The organism is Pseudomonas sp. S36 (genome assembly GCF_016647875.1).
GTDB lineage: Bacteria > Pseudomonadota > Gammaproteobacteria > Pseudomonadales > Pseudomonadaceae > Aquipseudomonas > Aquipseudomonas parafulva.
Window position 1 is genome coordinate 1 of the sequence record NZ_JACVVG010000091.1, and the last position, 3,031, is coordinate 3,031.

Below are 3,031 nucleotides of genomic sequence, written 5' to 3' on the forward strand. Positions count from 1 at the left end.
CCCCCACCCCCTGGCCCATCGTCAGTCTGGCGCAGACAACAATAAAACGCTCCGGCGCTTATCACCCGTGCCTGTGCCAAACCCACAGGCGCACGCAACGCTGATAGCGCCCGGCCAGACTGTCAGGGACTCACGCATGACTACCAGCAGCACCTATGCCCAGGCGCCCAGTGCGCCGGTCAACTCCCCCGCACGAGTGGCCACCGCAAGCTTCATCGGCACCGCCATCGAGTTCTACGATTTTTACGTCTACGCCACGGCTGCGGCCCTGGTGATCGGCCCAGTGTTCTTCCCGTCCGGCTCCGGTACGGCGCAGATGCTGGCGGCGTTTCTTACCTTCGGTATCGCCTTCCTGGCGCGGCCGTTGGGCTCGGCGCTGTTCGGCCACTTTGGCGACCGCATCGGCCGCAAGTCGACCCTGGTCGCCTCGCTGCTGCTGATGGGTGTGTCCACCACCGCCATCGGCATCTTGCCGGGCTATGACAGCATTGGCGTGTGGGCGCCGATCATCCTTTGCCTGCTGCGCTTCGGGCAGGGCCTGGGCCTGGGTGGGGAATGGGGCGGCGCCGCGCTGCTGGCCACGGAAAACGCACCGCCGGGCAAACGCGCCTGGTTCGGCATGTTCCCGCAGCTGGGGCCATCGATCGGTTTCCTGGCCGCCAATGGCCTGTTCCTGACCCTGGCCCTGGTGCTCAGCGACGAGCAGTTCCGCGAATGGGGCTGGCGCATCCCGTTCCTGCTCAGCGCCGCGCTGGTGTTGGTGGGGCTGTACGTGAGGCTGAAGCTTGAGGAGAGCCCAGTGTTTGCCAAGGCCGTGGCGCGCCATGAGCGGGTGAAAATGCCGGTGGTGGACCTGTTCTCCAAATACTGGATGCCCACCTTGCTGGGCGCTGCGGCCATGGTGGTGTGCTACGCGCTGTTCTACATTTCGACCGTGTTCTCGCTGAGCTACGGCGTTACCACCCTGGGCTACAGCCGCGAAACCTTCCTGGGCCTGTTGTGCTTCGCCGTGGTGTTCATGGCCCTGGCCACACCGCTGTCGGCATGGCTCAGCGACCGATACGGGCGCAAACCGGTGCTTATTGTCGGCGGCTTGCTGGCCGTGGCATCCGGTTTTGCCATGGAACCGCTGCTGACCTCCGGCTCCACCGCCGGGGTGGCGCTGTTCCTGGCCATCGAGCTGTTCCTGATGGGGGTCACCTTCGCGCCCATGGGGGCTTTGCTGCCGGAACTGTTCCCCACCCACGTGCGCTACACCGGTGCTTCGGCAGCCTACAACCTGGGCGGTATCGTCGGCGCCTCGGCAGCACCGTTCTTCGCCCAGAAACTGGTCAGCATGGGCGGTTTGAGCTGGGTGGGGGGGTATGTGTCGGCCGCAGCAGTCATCAGCCTGATCGCCGTGCTGTGCCTGAAAGAAACCCGCGACAGCGAGCTGTAAGCGCAGGGCTGCAAGGGGCATAAGCCCCTTGCAGCTAATTGCTCAGAACTCGACCTTGACTGCCTGGGAGGCGCGGGTTGCCTTGGCCCGGGCCGCTTCGACCGACTCGTCGCGCGCCAGGCATACGCCCATGCGGCGGGTACCGTTGATTTCCGGCTTGCCGAACAGGCGGATCGCGGTGTCCGGCTCGCTCAGTGCGGCGCCCAGGTTGGCGAAGCTGGTCTGCTGGGACTGCCCCTCGGGCAGGATCACCGCCGAGGCAGACGGCCCGAACTGGCGCACCACCGGGATCGGCAAGCCGAGAATGGCACGGGCATGCAGGGCGAACTGCGACAAGTCCTGTGAAATCAGCGTGACCAGGCCGGTGTCGTGAGGGCGCGGCGACACCTCACTGAACCACACCTGGTCGCCTTTCACGAACAGCTCCACGCCAAACAGGCCGCGCCCGCCCAGGGCATCGGTGACCGCCTTGGCCACCCGCTGCGACTCTGCAAGTGCCTTGGGGCTCATGGCCTGCGGCTGCCAGGACTCCTGATAGTCGCCCTTCTCCTGGCGATGGCCCACCGGTTCCAGGAAGGTCGTGCCGCCCACGTGCCGCACGGTCAGCAGGGTGATTTCGTAGTCGAAGTCGATGAAGCCTTCCACGATCACGCGCCCCTTGCCAGCACGGCCGCCCTCCTGGGCATAGGCCCATGAAGCCTGCAGGTCGGCGTCGCTGCGCAGCAGGCTCTGGCCCTTGCCCGACGAGCTCATCACCGGCTTGACCACGCAGGGGTAGCCCACGTCGGCCACGGCCTCGGCGTAGGCTTCGAAGGTGTCGGCGAAGTGGTAGGGCGAGGTTGGCAGGTCCAGGTCTTCTGCGGCCAGGCGGCGGATGCCTTCGCGGTTCATGGTCAGCTGGGTGGCACGGGCGGTGGGCACCACGTTGAAGCCTTCATTTTCCAGCTCGACCAGGGTAGCGGTGGCGATGGCCTCGATTTCCGGAACGATGTAGTGCGGCTTCTCGGCCTCGATCACCGCACGCAGGGCCACGCCATCGAGCATGTTGACCACGTGGCTGCGGTGGGCCACCTGCATGGCCGGGGCATTGGCGTAGCGATCGACGGCGATCACTTCCACGCCCAGGCGCTGAAGCTCGATCACCACTTCCTTGCCCAGTTCGCCACAGCCGCACAGCAGTACACGGGTCGCGGTAGGCGACAAGGGGGTTCCGATACGGGTCATTTCAGGTCCTCGCAGGCATCCGGGGCCACGCCATGCCAGGCGCCACCCGCTGAAAAAGGACCGATATTCTACACCATCAGCCCGCCACAGCGGCCCGCCGGGCGCGAAATGCCATGGCCAACCACACCGCCGTGACCCCGGCGAACTTGGATGCCATGGCCGTACCGACCACAGCCGGGGTGAGCGCCCCGATCATGCCGAAGAAGATGAAGGTGTCCACCGGGATGCTCAGCGCGGAGCTTAGCCACAGGCGATCGCGCAGGGGCCGGCGGGTGACACTGAACACCAGCCAGTCGATCAGCTCGGAAACGAAGAACGCCGTCGCGCTGGCCCGCGCGCCGGCCGGCGCGGACGTAGCGTACGACAGTA

At 66.1% G+C, this 3,031-nt stretch carries 3 protein-coding genes; 1 reads left to right on the top strand and 2 read right to left on the bottom strand.

The genetic code is table 11. The features are described 5' to 3' along the window. The first annotated feature begins 136 nt into the window (after positions 1-136). Positions 137-1,438, top strand: a complete 1,302-nt coding sequence (locus IAE36_RS23410; RefSeq protein WP_028634841.1) for an MFS transporter — start codon at positions 137-139, stop codon at positions 1,436-1,438. A 42-nt stretch (positions 1,439-1,480) separates the two neighbouring features. On the opposite strand, the gene purT is transcribed toward IAE36_RS23410, so the two are convergent. Both purT and IAE36_RS23420 read right to left on the bottom strand, forming a co-directional pair. Then, complete coding sequence (gene purT / locus IAE36_RS23415) at positions 1,481-2,662, bottom strand: formate-dependent phosphoribosylglycinamide formyltransferase (RefSeq protein ID WP_028634840.1); 1,182 nt, start codon at positions 2,660-2,662, stop codon at positions 1,481-1,483. 76 nt (positions 2,663-2,738) lie between these two features. After that, positions 2,739-3,031 (bottom strand): VUT family protein (locus IAE36_RS23420; RefSeq protein ID WP_201214968.1); only part of this gene is annotated, 293 nt, incomplete at its 5' end.

Excerpts from the sequence above, each read along its gene's own strand:
- IAE36_RS23410 (WP_028634841.1), top strand. The coding sequence starts at position 137 with ATGACTACCAGCAGCACCTATGCCCAGGCGCCCAGTGCGCCGGTCAAC.
- purT (WP_028634840.1), bottom strand. The coding sequence starts at position 2,662 with ATGACCCGTATCGGAACCCCCTTGTCGCCTACCGCGACCCGTGTACTG.